The sequence below is a fragment of the Mucilaginibacter lappiensis genome (assembly GCF_050433765.1).
GTDB classification, from domain to species: Bacteria; Bacteroidota; Bacteroidia; order Sphingobacteriales; family Sphingobacteriaceae; genus Mucilaginibacter; species Mucilaginibacter lappiensis_A.
The window spans coordinates 1,055,910-1,072,426 of the sequence record NZ_JBNPWP010000001.1 but is presented as its reverse complement, the minus strand read 5'-3'; the positions used below and the strand labels follow the sequence as shown (position 1 = coordinate 1,072,426).

General features: G+C 42.8%; 12 protein-coding genes. All 12 read left to right on the top strand.

The window, feature by feature from the left end; genetic code table 11:
* Window positions 1-122 precede the first annotated feature (122 nt).
* The 12 genes from M2273_RS04210 (at window position 123) to M2273_RS04155 (ending at window position 16,428) form a co-directional block, all read left to right on the top strand.
* Complete coding sequence (locus M2273_RS04210; protein ID WP_429393387.1) at window positions 123-1,430, top strand: MFS transporter; 1,308 nt, start codon at window positions 123-125, stop codon at window positions 1,428-1,430.
* Window positions 1,427-1,624: a hypothetical protein gene (locus tag M2273_RS04205; RefSeq protein WP_429393384.1), complete on the top strand. Its 198-nt coding sequence runs from the start codon at window positions 1,427-1,429 to the stop codon at window positions 1,622-1,624. The genes M2273_RS04210 and M2273_RS04205 overlap by 4 nt, the downstream gene beginning before the upstream one ends.
* A 65-nt stretch (window positions 1,625-1,689) precedes the next feature.
* Window positions 1,690-2,349, top strand: a complete 660-nt coding sequence (locus tag M2273_RS04200) for an NAD-dependent epimerase/dehydratase family protein (protein WP_429393381.1) — start codon at window positions 1,690-1,692, stop codon at window positions 2,347-2,349.
* A 10-nt stretch (window positions 2,350-2,359) separates the two neighbouring features.
* On the top strand, window positions 2,360-2,881 hold the full coding sequence (locus M2273_RS04195; RefSeq protein WP_429393379.1) for a GNAT family N-acetyltransferase: 522 nt from the start codon (window positions 2,360-2,362) through the stop codon (window positions 2,879-2,881).
* Window positions 2,882-3,097: 216 nt separating this feature from the next.
* On the top strand, window positions 3,098-4,099 hold the full coding sequence (locus M2273_RS04190) for an MBL fold metallo-hydrolase (protein WP_429393377.1): 1,002 nt from the start codon (window positions 3,098-3,100) through the stop codon (window positions 4,097-4,099).
* A gap of 12 nt (window positions 4,100-4,111) precedes the next feature.
* Entirely contained in the window at window positions 4,112-4,930 is an 819-nt protein-coding gene (locus M2273_RS04185) for a helix-turn-helix domain-containing protein (RefSeq protein ID WP_429393374.1), read from the top strand.
* 261 nt (window positions 4,931-5,191) lie between these two features.
* Window positions 5,192-5,785, top strand: coding sequence for an RNA polymerase sigma factor (locus M2273_RS04180; protein WP_429393372.1), 594 nt, complete (start codon window positions 5,192-5,194; stop codon window positions 5,783-5,785).
* 109 nt (window positions 5,786-5,894) lie between these two features.
* Window positions 5,895-7,151: a FecR family protein gene (locus tag M2273_RS04175; protein ID WP_429393370.1), complete on the top strand. Its 1,257-nt coding sequence runs from the start codon at window positions 5,895-5,897 to the stop codon at window positions 7,149-7,151.
* A 129-nt stretch (window positions 7,152-7,280) separates the two neighbouring features.
* A complete protein-coding gene (locus M2273_RS04170) occupies window positions 7,281-10,676 on the top strand; it encodes a TonB-dependent receptor (RefSeq protein WP_429393368.1) in 3,396 nt (1,131 codons plus the stop codon).
* A gap of 10 nt (window positions 10,677-10,686) precedes the next feature.
* The gene (locus M2273_RS04165) at window positions 10,687-12,366 is read left to right on the top strand and encodes a RagB/SusD family nutrient uptake outer membrane protein (RefSeq protein ID WP_429393365.1); all 1,680 of its coding nucleotides are present in this window, start codon (window positions 10,687-10,689) and stop codon (window positions 12,364-12,366) included.
* Window positions 12,367-12,484: 118 nt separating this feature from the next.
* Window positions 12,485-14,497, top strand: coding sequence for an FAD-dependent oxidoreductase (locus M2273_RS04160; RefSeq protein WP_429393362.1), 2,013 nt, complete (start codon window positions 12,485-12,487; stop codon window positions 14,495-14,497).
* 23 nt (window positions 14,498-14,520) lie between these two features.
* A complete protein-coding gene (locus tag M2273_RS04155; RefSeq protein ID WP_429393360.1) occupies window positions 14,521-16,428 on the top strand; it encodes an FAD-dependent oxidoreductase in 1,908 nt (635 codons plus the stop codon).
* The last annotated feature ends 89 nt before the right edge of the window (window positions 16,429-16,517 follow it).

The following is a 16,517-nucleotide window of genomic DNA, read 5'->3' as shown; positions in this document are numbered from 1 at the left end:
GTAGACCAGCGCTTTAACCCGGCAACTGAAAGGGTTAGCACCGCTTACCAGATCGGTTTGTTCCCGAATTTTGTTTACCGCCTTCAGTTTTAACCGCCCTCACTTATTTATTTAAACAGCCGATGAAACAGCAAGATACAACGGGCGCCGGGGCCTGGCGCAGTATAGTCATTATCGTGTTTTTGGTAATTCTATCCATGGTTGACCGGAATTCTATCAACCTGATGATTGCGCCTATCCGAAAGAGCTTTGGTATTAATGACCTTCAGTTCGGCTTGTTACAGGGACCGGCATTCGCTGTGTTTTTCCTGCTGGGAAGCGTGGCGATGGGCTGGCTGGTGGACAAATATTCCAACCGCTGGCTTATTTATGCAGGGGTTATGCTATGGTCGATCGCTACTATTGCCAGCGGCTTATCCGGTAGCTTTACAGCACTGCTGATCGCCAGGTGCTTTGTCGGGCTGGGTGAATCCGTCTTACAGCCTGCAGGATGGAATATTGTCACCAAGCTATTTCCCGCTGACCGGCTTTCTACCGCTATGGGGGCACTTAGTGCAGGTTCAACTGTGGGTGTGGCCGTTTCGTTCATTCTGAGCGGTTACCTGATCAGCAAAGCTGCGCAAGGGCCGTTAATGCCGCTGCCATTTTTAGAACATGTCCAGCCATGGCAATGGGTGTTCCTGGCCGCGGGTGTTCCGGGCCTTCTCATTGCGCTGCTGATCTTTTTACTTCCTCCGGGTTCAGGAAAAGCAAATCTGGCTAACCCCAATAACTCCGGAAAACTTTCCGGGTTCATCCGCGAGAACCGCGCTTTTCTGTTCTGCCATTTCGCGGGATTCGGGTTGCTGAGTGTCATGGTGAACGGCGCTGCCGCCTGGGGACCGGAATACCTGACCAGGACCCACCAGCTGAACGCTAAAAATATCGGGCTGTTGTTCGGCTTTATCGGTGTTCCCCTCGGTGTAGGCGGCGTTCTTGTTGCGGGTTGGCTGGTTGACCGGGTTTTTAAAAAAGGCCATTATGATGCGCACCTGAGTCATTTTGTGATCAGGGCATTGCTGGTGGCGGTCATTGGCTTTTTAGGCTTCACGTTTGATCGTCAGGTGATCATCCCGCTGGTTTGTTTTGGCCTCATCCAGTTCATTCAACCTTTTGCAGGTGTAGCCGGCGCATCGCTGCAGGTTTCCACACCTGAACAGTATCGCAGCCGCATCTCGGCCGTCTTTATCATGTGGTACAATGGCGCCGGAATGATGCTGGGGCCAAGTTTTGTAGCCCTGCTCAGCAACGTGTTCGGGCACGGTAAACTCGGCATGGCTATCGCGGTCAACTACTTAATTCTTGGCAGCATCGCTGCGGTATTGCTGTGGGCGGGTCGACGCTACGCCTCGGCATCCTATCAACGTTATAACTTAAATCGATCCTCTTGAAAACTTTATCGTTCATCATCGCGTTTAACCGGTCATCCATAGTCTATGTTACACTGGCTTACAACGCCCCGACTGCTGATAGCACGGCATACCGGTACTATCCTTTAAAGCCCGCAGAAGCCTTCAGGCCTTTTACAACTGGTAATGATGCTGCTACTTCTGCAGGTTATCCAAATAATTATATGGCAATTTAATTTAGACCGCTCAACAAAGCGGCGTGGCAAATTAATGCCGAGCTTTGTATTTTATCATCAAAAAAATGAGCATCAAAATCATTATCACGGGAGCTACCGGATTTGTCGGTGAGGGCGTACTATTGGAATGTTTGCGACACCCAGGCATTTCAACTGTACTTATGGTCAACCGGCGGCCATTTAACCTGGAACACCCGAAGCTTAAAGAGCTGATTGTTCCTGAGCTGCAGCAAGCAGATGCCAATGCAGAAACACTGGCAGGATACGATGCCTGTTTTTTCTGCGCCGGGATTAGTTCCGCTGGGATGAGCGAGGAACAATATACGAAAGTCACCTACGATACGACCATCGCCTTTGCCAATGCGGTATTGCGGTTCAATAAGGAATTAACTTTTTGCTTTGTTTCCGGGAGTCATACCGACAGTTCTGAAAAAGGCAAGGTGATGTGGGCGCGCGTCAAGGGCCGGACGGAAAATGCCCTGCTGAAACTGCCTTTTAAAAAGGCATATAATTTTCGTCCCGGCGGCATGATCCCCACCACGGGACAGCAAAATGTAAAAACGGCTTATAAACTTATTGTAAAATTGATGGCCATATTAATGCCGAACCGTGTCAGCACCTTAAAGGAAGTAGGCCTGGCTATGATTCATGCGGCTATCGATGGTAGCAGCAAGCAGGTGCTGGAGATAAGCGACATTAAGGAACTGGCAAAACACGCGCTTTAATGAAAAATATATGGCTATAAATAAGGGAGTTATGCCGGCTTTGCCGGAGGGTGCAGGGCAACTGGCCGAACTGGTAAACAGCGCCTACCGGGGTGAAAGTTCCAGGCAGGGCTGGACGAATGAAGCGGAATTACTGGACGGCGAAAGAATAGATGAAAATGAACTGTTTGCGCTCTTACATAACCCTTTTATTACCATCCTGAAATACCAGCCCGGGGATATGATACTTGGCTGTGTCCAACTGGAACAAAAAGAGGACATACTTTATATCGGCATGCTGACCGTATCCCCGGCGTTGCAAACCCAGGGAATAGGCAAACGATTATTAAAGGCGGCGGAAGATCATGCCAAACAACAGGGTTACACAATGGCAATGATGACTGTGATCACCGTGCGGGTTGAATTAATTCGATTTTATGAACGGCAGGGATATGTTAATACCGGTTACAAGCAAGCTTTTCCGAAGCAGGCGAACGTTGGCATGCCTAAAACGCATTTAGAACTGGTCACACTGACCAAAGCGATTTCCTGACCTTTCAACAAAGTAAATTTAGACCGCTCAACAAAGCTAACTGACTTTTTAATGCCGATATTTGCTTTTTCCTGTTTGCCATAAGCTATGAAAAGATCACTGAATATTCTAAAACGTCCGATGCTGATCATTTTAGCTGTTGTGTTATTACTGTTTGTAGCTGTCTGTGCCGTTATGCATCAGCCGCAATTCGGCGAATTGCCTAAGGGGACCCGATTGGCGAGGATAGAAAAATCACCACATTTTAAGGATGGCCGCTTTCATAACCGTGTGGAAACGCCCACGATCAGCGAAGGCTATAGTTTTACCGGCGAACTCTACAAAACACTATTCAAGAATTATCCCAGGCGGGCTCCGAAAGATTCCCTGCCGTCTGTAAAAACAAACCTGAAAGGGTTACCACCCGGCAAAGACCTGATCGTCTGGTTCGGCCATTCCTCGGTTTATATACAGGCCGGCGGCATCAGGTTCCTGATTGACCCGTCCTTCAGCGGGAAAGCGTCACCCTTACCCTGGGGACCGAAAGCTTTTAAGGGCAGCAATATTTACGCGACAAGCGAAATTCCGGAAATCGATTATCTGCTGATCTCGCATGACCATTACGACCACCTGGACCATGAAACAGTACTCGCTTTAAAACACAAGATCAGGTACGTGGTGTGCGGTTTAGGAACGGGCGCTCATTTCGAGCGTTGGGGATTTACACCGGAGCAGATTATTGAAAAGGATTGGTACGAAAAAATTGCCGTGAATGACAGTGTTATCATCAACACTGAATCCTCGCACCATGATTCCGGCAGAGAGTTCACCCGCGGCAAAGCCTTATGGATGTCTTACCTGATCCAAACACCAAAAACAAAGATCTATATCAGCGGTGACGGCGGTTTTGATGACCATTTCGCAGCAATAGGAGAAAAATATGGAACCATAGACTGGGCAGTGATGGAGGACGGGCAATACGACAAGGCCTGGAACTCCGTCCACAACCTGCCTGAAGAAGTGGTACAGGCAACTTTGGACCTGAAAGCGGCCAACCTGCTTCCGGTACACCATTCTAAATTTATCTTGGGCAAGCACCCCTGGGATGAGCCGCTGATCAAAATAACCGAACTTTCCAGTCTAAAGCCGTACCGGCTGGCCACCCCCATGATCGGGGAAGTTGTCTGGCTGAATGACAGTTCACAGGTTTTTAAGCAATGGTGGAAAGGGATCAATTAAATGAATAAAGTTATGCAAGCTAAACAGATCACGTCCTGCTATATCGGCCCCCATATTTCCCCCGAGAATTTTGTTGCCGAACATTTCTTTTTACACCTCGCCAAAGGGATCATGAATGGTTATGACGGCCATAAGGATTACACACTGAACGCAGGTGAATATTGCCTGGTCAGAAAAAACCATTTAGCCCGGTACAACAAGCAAAAGGAAAACGACGAATTCGAGAAGGTGATCATCATGTTGGACGAACCATTTCTTAAGCAGTTCCAGCAAAAGCACAAAGTCAAGGCAAGTGAAGCAGTAAATAACGATGCTTTTATCCGCATCAAAAAGAACGAACTGATCGGTAATTTTCTGCAGTCGCTGAAACTGTACTATAATAAACAGGGAGCCATCAGCAATACCTTTGCCGATCTTAAAAGGGAGGAATTGCTGCTGATCCTGCTGCAAGTGCAACCTGAACTGGCGCAGATTCTTTTTGATTTCGGTATACCGCAAACCATAGACCTGGAGTCGTTTATGAACCGCAACTTCAGGTTCAACGTCGCCATCCAGCGATTCGCTTTTCTTACCGGAAGAAGCCTGACCCGGTTCAAGTACGATTTCAAGAAAGTATTCAATGACACACCCAGCCGCTGGCTGATCCGGAAACGACTGGAAGAAGCCTACTTTCTGATGGACAAAAAAGGCCGGAGAGCATCCGAGGTGTACCTGGAAGTCGGTTTTGAGGAACTTTCGCATTTCTCATTTGCTTTTAAAAAATCCTTCGGGTTTTCCCCCAGAGAGCTGGCTGAACGGGATCATATGAAAGACCGTACGAGCAGGGCTTAATCCTAAACCGATTGATGTAAATGGAATGACCTTCTCCATTCTGCAAACCCATTTTTAATTTTTCCTTGCTGAGCCCGAAATGCAAAGGCTGAAAAGTTACTAAACGCCATTAACTGCCTCTTAGTTCAATAATCAACGAGCTCAAATGGCTCAAGAGCTATCAGGTCAAGAACATAATCACAAATATCATCCAACATTAATTATCCGGCTCATTTTATTTATTACATTTGTTTACCAACTATTATAAATCTAATTATTTAAATGACCGAGCATGAAGATGAAAGGGCATTAATACTATGTATTATTGAAGGCGAGCGCACAGCCTTTACTGCCCTTTATTCACGATATATTAATAGTCTTTATCGCTATATATACTTGTTTACCAAATCAAAGGAGACAAGTGAAGATATCGTCCAAAATGTCTTTATTAAAATATGGGAACGTCGCGCGTCATTAAAAAACATCACAAGTTTTAAAGCCTATTTATACCAATGCGCCAAAAACCTTATGCTTGATGAAATAAGAAGAAATCAAACTAAGGAAAAAATATTTTCGATGTTCAAGGATGGTACAGAAGAAAGCGTTGAAGGATTTGAATCTAAAATTATTTATGGAGAATATTATCAAATAGCCCAGGATGCAATAAACCTACTTCCCGAAAGGAGAAAGTTAATAGTTGAAATGCGTACGAAAGAAGACCTTAGTCTTGATGAGATCGCCGAAAGATTAGATATCTCAAAATTTGTTGTGAAAAAACAACTATATTCAGGTTTACACTTTATCAAATCATATCTGCAGAAGCATGCTGAGCTTACTTTGCTTTTAGCCTTATTTATTTCTCTTTTTGAGTTGTAATGGGACTTTAATAAGGGGAAATTTTCTCTAATTCGTATTCCAACAGGACATTCTAAAAAAAAATACACCTCAAGGGGTTCTTTTGTCCGGTTCGTTCGTCTCTACCATAATGATGGACGAAAAATCACTTAATGAGTTCCTGGAAAAATATATAGCCAACCGGCATACGGAACGTGAACATGAATTATTCATGGAATGGCTAAACACCGCGCCCCTGGATGAGGTGCAGCGAATAATTGATAAATATCAGTTTGCTGCCCAAAGAAATTTGAATGAAGAGCAAATGCTATATCCGCACCTGGCCAGCAGGATTGAGGCAGGGATTGATGAGTTAGATAAAAAAGATCAACAAGTTAAGTCTGTAAAAACGTTATGGCCATCTTTTAAAAAGATAGCCTCAGTAGCAGCTGCTTTTATAGTGATTGCTTCAATTACAACCTATTTCTTATCATCCCGGAGTAGTAAAAAGCAGGAAATTACAGCAGCTAAAACCCCATCAAAAAATCAAATTCCTCCGGGTGGAAACAAAGCTGTGCTTACGCTTGCCAATGGCTCACAGATTATATTGGATAGTGTACAGAACGGTATATTAGCCAAACAGGCTAATATTGATATCCGCAAAACAACAGGCGGCAAAATTATATACAATGCATCAAACCCGTTGGGCTCCAATACACCAGCTTTATATAACACTATTATTACCCCGCGTGGGGGGCAATACCAGGTTACTTTATCTGATGGAACTAAAGTATGGCTTAATGCTGCTTCTTCATTGAAATTCCCGGCCGCATTTTCCAATAATGAACGTGTAGTTGAACTAACGGGAGAGGCATACTTTGAAGTGGCAAAACTTACCAGTCCCTCTGTTGCAGGGCGTGAGGGCAGCCGCATACCATTTAAGGTAATTACAGCTAACCAAACCGTTGAAGTATTAGGTACACATTTCAATGTAAACTCGTATGACGATGAGGCTACAATAAACACAACTTTACTGGAAGGCAGTGTAAAAATAGTTCAAGCTAAAACCAATGCTTCGCAATTGTTAAAGCCGGGCCAACAGGCAAAAGTTGGAGCTAAAATTCAAATATCAGATGTAGATGCCACACAAGCCATTGCCTGGAAAAATGGCTATTTTATTTTCTCACATGAAGATATCGGCAGCATTATGCGCCAGGTATCAAGATGGTATGATATCAATATTCAATACGAAGGTAATGTTACAAAAGAAGGATTTGTAGGTACAATATCCAAATTTAAAGATGTAGCACAAGTGTTGGATATGCTGCAATTAACAGGGGCCGTTCATTTTAAAACAGAAAACGATCCGGCAGAACCGGGAAAGAAAAGGATAATAGTTATGCCATAACACACACCATAAATGCGCTCCTGAAATACGAAGGTTCCGCCTGCCAGCGGAACCTCAAAATGTCTGGAATTAGCATATAAATCGCAACTAACAATCTAATAACCAATTAAAAACCAAACGTTCAAATGTATGAAAATTTTTACTCAAACCGGGTATAAGCTCCCTGCTTATGTCCTTGACAAAATGCTTATCGTTGCAGATTTGAAGCTTTTTGGCTGCAACTCGGCAAATAAAAGAAAGATCATTATGCGAATAAACCTAACATTTGCTTTTTTGATTACTGTGCTTTTGCAAATAAGCCTCGCAGCTGATGCACAAAAAGTAACATTTTACAAAGCAAATGCTTCGCTTGAAGATGTCTTAAAAGAGATTCGAAAACAAACGGATTACAATTTTTTGTATACCGATGGAATGATGAAAGGTACTAAACCTGTTGATGCCCAGTTTAAAAACGCTTCGATTGAAGATGCGCTTAAACAATGTTTTGCCGGCCAGCCATTAACTTATTCCATCAGCCAAAAAACAGTGATCATAAGACGGTTACCTAAATTGGTACAACAGGTATCCGTATCGCCATTACCTCCTCTTTCTATTAAGGGTAAGGTAACTGATACCTTAGGGGCGCCTCTCCCGGGGGTTAATATTAAACTTAAAGGAACGTCAACCAGTACAACTACCGATAATGATGGGCAGTATTCCATAAGCATCCCGGATGGGAGCGGCACTTTGGCCTTTAGTTATTTAGGTTTCACCACGCAGGAAGTAGAAGTAAACGGCAGAAACACGATCAATATCCAGCTTAAAGAGAAAGCCTCCGCATTAAATGAAGTGATAGTTGTTGGATACGGAACACAAAAGAAAGTGAATTTAACCGGTGCTGTTTCAGTAGTAACGGGTAAGGATATTGATACCCGTCCGGTTGGACAAACATCAGCGGCTTTAGAAGGTATAGCGCCCGGGGTAACTGTTACACAAAGCTCGGGCAGGCCGGGTGGCGACGCGGGTACTATTCGTATCAGAGGGGTTGGAACTATACCCACCAGCAGCGGTAGTAACTCTGACCCTTTGGTATTGATTGATGGGATAGAAGGTACAATGAATAATATTGACGCCAATATTATTGAATCCATATCTATTTTAAAGGATGCGGCATCAGCATCTATCTATGGTTCACGCGCTGCAAATGGTGTTATTTTAGTAACCACTAAGCGTGGCTCGGGCAAAAAAATCAGCATAACCTATAATAGCTATGCCGGATGGCAAAAACCAACAAATATGCCTGATGTGGTGGATGCACTTGATCATATGCTGCTGATGAATGAGGCATATACCAATGTAGGCAGAACCCAATTATATCCTAATGATTTAATTGAACAGTACCGTACCCAAAACGGGGTAAGCTCTGATAAATACCCTAATACAAACTGGCAAAAAGAAGTACTAACAGGTTCGGGTTTTCAGCAAAGCCATTTTGTAAATATTAACGGCGGATCAGATAATATCCGCGTGCTTACCTCTGTAGGATATTTTGATCAAAAGGGCATCATTCAACACTCAGGTTACAGGCGCTATACCGTTCGTAATAATACCGATATCACGTTTTCAAAAAAACTGAGTATGAAATTCGACCTTCAGTTTGTAAACGGAATAACCAAAGAGCCTGCTATAGGTACCGGAAATGTATTTAACTATATGGATGGTATTCCTGCCAACCAGTTAGCAAGAAATTCTAACGGCACATGGGGTATTGGCTGGAACGGCCTTAACCCGGTTGCTGCAAGTATAGATGGGGGCACTAATCAAACCACCAGCCCATCTGGAATTATCAATGCATCGCTTAATTACCGCCCGGTTGAGTGGCTTACGGCCGAATTTACCATAGCACCTAAACTGGGAGAAACTATCGGTAAAAATTTCAACAAGTCTATTCAAACCTATTATCCTGATGGAACTATAGGTTATAAATCGCCTGCTTTAACTTCATTAACAGAAAGTAACAGTCGTTCAGTTTATAACAACATGCGGGCCACACTTACCATGAATAAGGGATTTGGAGCTCATACGCTTAAAGTGCTTTTAGGTGCCTCACAAGAAGATTACCATAATGATTATATAAGCGCTTTCCGCGATACCTATCTATTGCCAAATTATCCGGTAATAAATGCTGGCTCGGCTGTAAATCAGCAAACTACCGGTACATCCGAAGAATGGGCGCTGCGTTCATTTTTTGGCAGGATAAATTATGACTACAAGCAAAAATATCTGTTAGAAGTGAATGGCCGTTATGACGGATCTTCACGTTTTTCTACAGGAAATAAGTACGCCTTTTTCCCTTCGGTTTCTGCCGGATGGCGTATATCACAAGAAAACTTTATGCAACCACTTAAAAATGTTGTTGATGAGTTAAAGTTAAGGGCATCATGGGGGCGCTTAGGTAACCAAAACATAGGCACTTATCCATCTGTAACATCTGTAGACTTAGGTTCAGGGACTTTGGGCAAACAAATTGTAAATATTGCCGCCCTTAATAATTTGGCTAACCAGGATATCAGCTGGGAAACTACCGAAATGTCTGATGTGGGTATTGACATGGTTTTATTTTCCAATCTTACCATATCTGCTGATTACTATAACAGGAAAACACGAGACATTCTCTTACAACTGAATATTCCTTTAATTATTGGCTTAAGTTCCCCGTTTCAGAATGCCGGGGTAGTTAGTAACAAGGGATGGGAAGTAGCAGTAGGTTATAAAGGAAACATAAATGAATTTAAATATGGCATAAACGTAAACTTATCTGATGTAATAAATAAAGTGGTTGATATGCGGGGTATAAACCAAACCGGGCTTCAGGTTAGCCAGGAGGGTTATGCTTACAATTCTATTTATGGATTACAGGCAGAGGGTTTTTTTAAAGATGCCCAGGATGTTGCAAGCCATGCAAAACAATATGGCACGGTTGCCCCGGGTGATTTAAAGTATAAAGACCAGAACAACGACGGTATAATTAATGATAATGACAAGGTGGTTTTGGGGAGCACAATTCCACGGTATACGTTTGGTGTTAATTTTAACAGCTCTTATAAAGGAATTGACCTAAGCTTTCTTTTACAGGGCGTGGGAAAAGGCAACTCTTATCTTTGGGGACCAGGAATAATGCCATTTAGCGTAGGGAATTTAGGCGGTACCATACTTGAACCTAATAAAGACCGGTGGACACCTGCAACTCCTAATGCAAAATATCCACGACTGGCATTTGGTGAATCTAACAATGAGCAAAACTCAAGCTTTTGGATGAAAGACGCTTCTTATGTGAGGCTTAAAAATGTACAGATAGGTTATACTTTCCCTGTTTCTATATCCAGCATGGCCGGAATTAAAAAATTACGGCTATATGTAAACGGTTCAAATCTTTTCACGCTTGATAAGTTCTGGGATGGATTTGATGTTGAATCACCCGTTGGAACTGTAAGTGTGTATCCGCAGGTTAAGGTTTACAGTTTTGGTTTAAGTGCTAATTTTTAATATTTTAAAAATGAAAAAGAATATAAAGTTTTGTTTACTAATCACTATCCTGGTTCTGGCAGGCTCGGCTTGCAATAAAGGCTACCTAGATAAAGGCCCTTTATCGGGCCCTTCAAATGAATCTTTCTTCAGCAGTCAGGATGAATTGGTACTGGCAGTAAATGGTATTTACACTGCTATGGTTATCAGTCCTACTGATGCTATGCCCTTTAATACTACCATAGATGCGGCAACAGATATTAACTGGGACCGTAACACCAGTGGCCTTCAAATATTAGGTAAAGGTAGCCAGGATAGCAATAATGACTATGCGCTAAGTTTATGGAGTTCATTTTACAAGCTTATTGCAAGGTGTAATTTTATATTAGACAATATAAGCAAGGTAAAAGACAAAACCACTCCTGAAATTTATGCGAGGTCTGTTGCAGAAGCCCGTTTTGGTAGAGCATTTGCCTATCAAAACTTAATTGAACTTTATGGTGGCGTACCACTGGTAACAAAAGTATTGTCTTTAAATGAAGCGCAGATTCCAAGAAATACGAAGGAAGAAGTTTTAAACTTTGTTTTAACCGAGTTAGATGAGGCCGCAAAAGATTTGCCGATAACTTATGGTACAGCTGATGTTGGCCGCGCAACAAGGGGGGCCGCACTTGCGTTTAAAGCCCGCGCCGCTTTATTTAATGGTAAATGGGATATTGCCGCTGCTGCCGCCAAAGCGGTAATGGATTTAAATACCTATAGCCTGCATACCAATTTTGGCGATCTGTTTACTTACAACGGTCAAAGTTCTAAAGAGATCATTCTCGCTTTGCAGTATTTAAAAACAGCAAAAAGGACACATTCTGTACCCCGCAATTTATTATCAAGAAACGGGCAGGGTACTGCCAATAAAGTTCCATCACAATCATTGGTTGATGCTTTTGAATGTACGGATGGTTTAACAATTGATAAATCACCATTGTATAATCCGGCAAAACCTTTTGCGAACCGCGATCCGAGGCTTGCTTTTACAGTGGCATTGCCAGGCTCTGTATACTTTAATTATCAGTTTGAAACACATAAGGACAGTCTTAAATGCTGGAATTATAATACAAACCCGGCAACAAGGATAGATAACCAGGATGCTATACATGCTTATGCTTCTTTTACCGGTTACTGCTGGCGTAAATACGTAGATTTAACCGACAAGGTAGACGTGTCCAATTCTGAATTGAATATCATACTGATAAGATATGCTGAAGTTTTGTTAACCTATGCCGAGGCTAAGATAGAAGGCAACCAGATAGATGCAAGCGTTTATGATGCTATTAATGCCGTTCGTCAAAGGCCAAGCGTAAACATGCCCGCAATACCATCAGGGTTATCACAATCCGAACTTCGTTCTATTGTGCACAAAGAACGTTTATACGAATTGGCGATGGAGGGCGTAAGGCTTTTCGATATACGTCGCTGGAAAATAGCTGAACAGGTAATGACCGGACCTTTTTATGGCCGTATACCGAAGGGATTATTAGCTACTGCACCTGTTATAGATGCAAACGGAATTGCAAAATATGATAATGTACCTAATAAAGCTGATATGCGTGTAATAGAAACCAGGCTGTTTAATGTTAACCGGGATTACCTTTGGCCAATTCCTAATATTGAGATTGTTACTAATCCAAAGCTGACACAAAATCCGGGCTATTAAGCCGGGAGATCTATCTATCGGCATAAACAATACTGATTTAAAGCCTGCTGTTGAACAGCAGCAGGCTTTTCTTTTATCAATTTTAACACTATGTTAATCATTTAACAAACTGATAGTTATGAAGAAGTATCAAAAGATTATAGCCCTTTTACTGGTTGCCCTAAGCTTTAGTGGTATACCTCATGCCCAGGCACAAAAAGAAAGTATTATAGAGGCAGATGTATGTGTATATGGCGGAACCTCCGCTGGCGTGATTGCTGCGTATACTGCAAAAAAAATGGGCAAAAAAGTCATACTTATTGAACCCGGCAAGCATTTGGGAGGAATGACCTCAGGAGGATTGGGTTATACGGATATTGGCAATAAATATGTAGTGACTGGCCTGGCCAGAGACTTTTACCGCCGTATTGGTGAACATTATCAAAAATTTGAACAATGGATTTTTGAACCCAAAGTTGCAGAAGGCATATTTAATGATTACGTGAAGATGGCCGGCTTTAACGTTTTATATGAAAACCGTATTATAAAAGTAAATAAGTCGGCAAATCAACTCCAGGAAATTGTAGTTGAAAATGCGGCCACACCAACTGTTGCTAATCGCAAAACTATCCGCGCAAAAGTATTTATTGATTGTACTTATGAAGGTGACCTGATGGCGCTGGCAGGCGTTGCTTATAGCGTTGGCAGAGAAGCTAATAGCCAGTATAATGAAACCGTAAATGGTGTGGAGGTAATGGAAGGGCATCAGTTTCCTGATGGGATAGATCCCTATGTTGTACCTGGCGATTCTAAAAGCGGTTTGCTATGGGGTATAGGCAGTTTGCAATTACAGCCAAAAGGTGCTGGTGATAAAAAGGTTCAGGCCTATAACTTCCGTATCACACTTACTAATGTACCCGAAAATCGCATCGCTATTACCAAGCCCGAAAATTATGACCCTAAAAAGTATGAACTGTTATTGCGTTTAAAGGAAAAAAAGCCCTGGAAAGCACTTAGTGATGTTTTTATATGGAGTATAATGCCCAATGGCAAAACAGATATTAACAACAAAGGTGGATTTTCTACTGATATGATCGGTATGAACTGGGATTATCCCGACGCCGATTATAACAAGAGGGCTATCCTTTGGAAACAGCATGAGGATTATACGAAAGGCCTGCTGTATTTTGTAGGTAATGATCCGCGTATCCCGGTAAATATCAGGACTGAAATGCAAAAATGGGGATACCCGAAAGATGAATTTACAGATAATCATAACTGGACGCCACAGCTTTACATCCGTGAGGCACGCAGGATGATTGGCGAACTGGTAATGACCCAGCATTATTGCCAGGGTAGGGAAGTAGCCAATGATGGTGTTGGTATGGCTGCCTACACTATGGATTCCCATAATTGCGACCGCCAGGTTGTAAGCGGGGTCGTAAAAAATGAAGGGAATGTAGAAGTTGGTGGTTTTGGGCCATATCCTATTTCTTACAGGGCAATTGTCCCAAAAGAAAAAGAAGCGGCTAATTTATTTGTTCCGGTATGTTTATCAGCCACACATATCGCCTACGGTTCAATACGTATGGAGCCGGTATTTATGGTTTTAGGTCAGTCTGCCGCTGTAGCTGCCTGCCAGGCAATTGATAAAAAGATACCGGTACAGCAAGTAAATGTAACAGCGGTGCAGCATATATTAAAAAGCAACCCCCTTGCAGATAATAGCACACCGGAGCTATTGGTTGATAATGGAGATGCTAATGTGCAAGTAACAGGTAATTGGAAAACTGAAAAGAACGGCGGTTACGGCCCGTCATTCCTGGTGGATACTTCAAAAGCGTCAACAATCAACTCTGTTCAATTTACTCCTGAAGTGGTTAAAGGTGGTACCTATCAGGTGTATTCTTATTTTCCAAAAGTAAAGAATGCTTCAGCTAAAACTATTTTTACCATTTATGATGGACAAAAGGCTACTGAAAAGGTAATAAACCAGGCAGATATCCAGGTTCAGGGACAAACATCGGGAGAGTGGATCTCATTAGGGTCTTATAATTTATCCCGTGGAAAAAAAACGTATGTACAGGTTTCAAATAAAAATGCAGATGGGGCCATCATTGCTGATGCTGTTCTTTTTGTTCCTGTTAAATAAACTACCAAAAAACATTTACAAGCATGAATATAGCTCCATTGAAAATTAAACTCTTGTTTTTTATAGGCATTGCATTTTGTACGGTTGTTAAGGCGCAACCCGGCGTATCCGGCACGGATATAAAAAAATACGACCTGGTGATTGTTGGTGGAACTCCTGCCGGTATCATGGCGGCTATTTCATCTGCCAGGTTAGGTAAAACATCGTTAATTCTTGAACGTACCTCGCATGTAGGCGGGTTACCTGCCAACGGGTTAGGGGCAACCGATATTGCCACGCGCGGCGCTACCACAGGTCTGTTTACAGAATTTGTTGAACGCGTTAAAAAATACTATACTGACAAATACGGAGCTTCATCTGAGCAGGTTAAAGCATGCAGTGATGGGTATCACTTTGAGCCATCAGTTGCCGAAATGATATTTGGACAGATGTTGGCGGAGCATGCCGGTAAAATAACAGTACTTAAGATGCGCCAGTTTGATGCCGAGCCGCAAAATATCCAAATAGCAAATGGTAAAATATCCCGCATTAGCATATTAAACAGGGATACAAAAAAACAGGAGGACTACGAAGGGAAGGTTTTTGTAGATGCAACTTATGAGGGCGACCTGGGCGCAGCAGCCAAAATACCTTTCAGGGTTGGCCGCGAGGGTAAAGGTGAATTTAATGAGCCCGGAGCCGGGAGGGTTTACAAATACTGGCAGGGAGCAGAGGGAGAAGGCAGTACTTACCAGGCAGATAATGCAGTACAATCGTATAACTACAGGATATGCCTTACCAATGACCCATCGAATAGTGTACCCATTGAAAAGCCGCTTAAATATAACAGGGATGAGTACGTTTCCATGATAGAAGATGTTTGGACAGGCAACCATACCGGTGTGCAAATGAAGCAGGTTACCACCGCAATGATGGAAGATAACCGTAAGAACCTCGCAAATGGCGGTGTAACTAAAATACCTGGAGACAGGTGGGGAATTGGCAAAATAACCAATATGGTAACCTTGCCTAACCACAAAACTGATGGCAATAATCAGCACATGTCATTTATTTCTACTGATCTTCCCGAGGAGAACTGGCCCTGGCCTACATCTGGCTGGGCCTGGCGCGACGCTTTTGCACAACGATTAAAAGAATATACGCTCGGTCTCATCTACTTCGCGCAAAATGAAAAAGAGCTTCCTGAAAGTTTTCGTAAAGCAACGAGAGAGTGGGGTTTGGCTAAAGATGAGTATAACGACAATGAGCACTTTCCCCGCCAGGTATACATCAGGGAGGGCCGTCGTTTTGAGGCTATGTATTTTTTCACCGCACATGATGCAACGCCTGTATCGCCAGGTAAGCGCCCGCCAGTGCATCCATCAAGCGTCACTGCAAGCCACTACGCGCTTGATTCGCATGCTGTAAGAAAGCGTGAGCCGGGTAAAATACACCTTGACGGCTTTATCAGTTATCCAACGGCTATTTATACCGTACCATTGGGAGTAATGGTTCCAAAACAGGTAGATAATTTGATTTTACCGGTACCGGTATCAGGCAGCCATATAGGCTTTTCTACTATTCGTATGGAGCCTTGTTGGATGGCCCTTGGGCAAGCGGCCGGGATAGCTGCATCACTGGCGATTGATAACAATACCCGTATAAGAGACATAAACAATAGCCAATTACAGGGTACATTAATTGATCAACATGCCACTTTAATATATTACAAAGATATTAATCCCTCAAGCCTGGATTTTAAGATGGTTCAATTAATGGGTTTGAAAGGCTACCTGCCGGATTGGGAGGCTAATTTGGAAGCTCCTGTCGATAATCAGCAGGTTGCGATATGGAATAAGTTGTCTGGTTTAAAAACAAGGTTTAAACCGGGGGTAACTACCCGCAAAGAAGTGTTAATTAGCATATATAAATCGCTAAGTAAAGTAAGATAACCGGATCAAAAAAATAACCTGCCAGCATCAGTTTCATGAAAACCACCGGGGTCTATGCTTTTCTGACACTCACTTCCATAGTACTTAGA

Coding starts and splice junctions, on each gene's coding strand:
- M2273_RS04155 (WP_429393360.1), top strand. CDS start 14,521: ATGAATATAGCTCCATTGAAAATTAAACTCTTGTTTTTTATAGGCATT.
- M2273_RS04170 (WP_429393368.1), top strand. CDS start 7,281: ATGAAAATTTTTACTCAAACCGGGTATAAGCTCCCTGCTTATGTCCTT.
- M2273_RS04185 (WP_429393374.1), top strand. CDS start 4,112: ATGCAAGCTAAACAGATCACGTCCTGCTATATCGGCCCCCATATTTCC.
- M2273_RS04160 (WP_429393362.1), top strand. CDS start 12,485: ATGAAGAAGTATCAAAAGATTATAGCCCTTTTACTGGTTGCCCTAAGC.
- M2273_RS04210 (WP_429393387.1), top strand. CDS start 123: ATGAAACAGCAAGATACAACGGGCGCCGGGGCCTGGCGCAGTATAGTC.
- M2273_RS04165 (WP_429393365.1), top strand. CDS start 10,687: ATGAAAAAGAATATAAAGTTTTGTTTACTAATCACTATCCTGGTTCTG.
- M2273_RS04180 (WP_429393372.1), top strand. CDS start 5,192: ATGACCGAGCATGAAGATGAAAGGGCATTAATACTATGTATTATTGAA.
- M2273_RS04175 (WP_429393370.1), top strand. CDS start 5,895: ATGATGGACGAAAAATCACTTAATGAGTTCCTGGAAAAATATATAGCC.
- M2273_RS04200 (WP_429393381.1), top strand. CDS start 1,690: ATGAGCATCAAAATCATTATCACGGGAGCTACCGGATTTGTCGGTGAG.
- M2273_RS04195 (WP_429393379.1), top strand. CDS start 2,360: ATGGCTATAAATAAGGGAGTTATGCCGGCTTTGCCGGAGGGTGCAGGG.